Source organism: Vibrio sp. YT-19(2023), assembly GCF_033337395.1.
In genome coordinates this window covers 1-588 of the sequence record NZ_JAWOQN010000814.1, presented here as the reverse complement: position 1 = coordinate 588, position 588 = coordinate 1, and the positions used below count along the sequence as shown (strand labels likewise).

Genomic DNA, 588 nt, shown 5'->3' with positions numbered 1-588 from the left:
CTTCTAGCAAAAGCGCTTTGAGTTCAGGCGAAGCCGTGCCCGCAAAGAATCGTTCATCGACACGCTCAACGAGAGCTGCGTGATCATCGAGTAGGGAATACAGTTCGCTAAAGTCCAGCGTATAAGTATCACCACCACCCGAGCGAGTGCTACTAAGCATGAAATTGACCAGATCGGTATACACTGACCAATCGAGCAATTCGTATTCGGGTGACACCATGCCTGATTGCACAAACTCATTCGAAGGTTGATAGTCTGGCGAGTAGAAATTAAATACTGAAGGAGAACGCAGTGCGCCTTGTTCTGCGGTGTTCATCACTGTTGTTGCTCCGTCATAGCGCGCAGCGGTAAGTGTAAAGCCTGCGGCTCGGTGGAAGTTGGTGAGCACCAAAATGGGCTCTTTCACTTTCATTGGCGGCGTGTTGGTTAACCCCATGGCTTCGTTATCAAGTAAATCCGCGCGGATCACTGCGCTTAAATCACCTTTTACCCCTTTTCCGTTGTTGTTGAATACGCGAGCAACTCGCGCAACGTACTCCGGGCTTGGGTTAGAAGAGACGAATCGTTGAATCAAAAACTTCGACACAA

The 588-nt window shown here is 49.3% G+C and carries 1 protein-coding gene; it reads right to left on the bottom strand.

The features are described from left to right. Positions 1–588: DUF1800 family protein (locus tag R7E78_RS28605; protein WP_318058946.1), on the bottom strand; the 588-nt coding region annotated here is incomplete at both ends.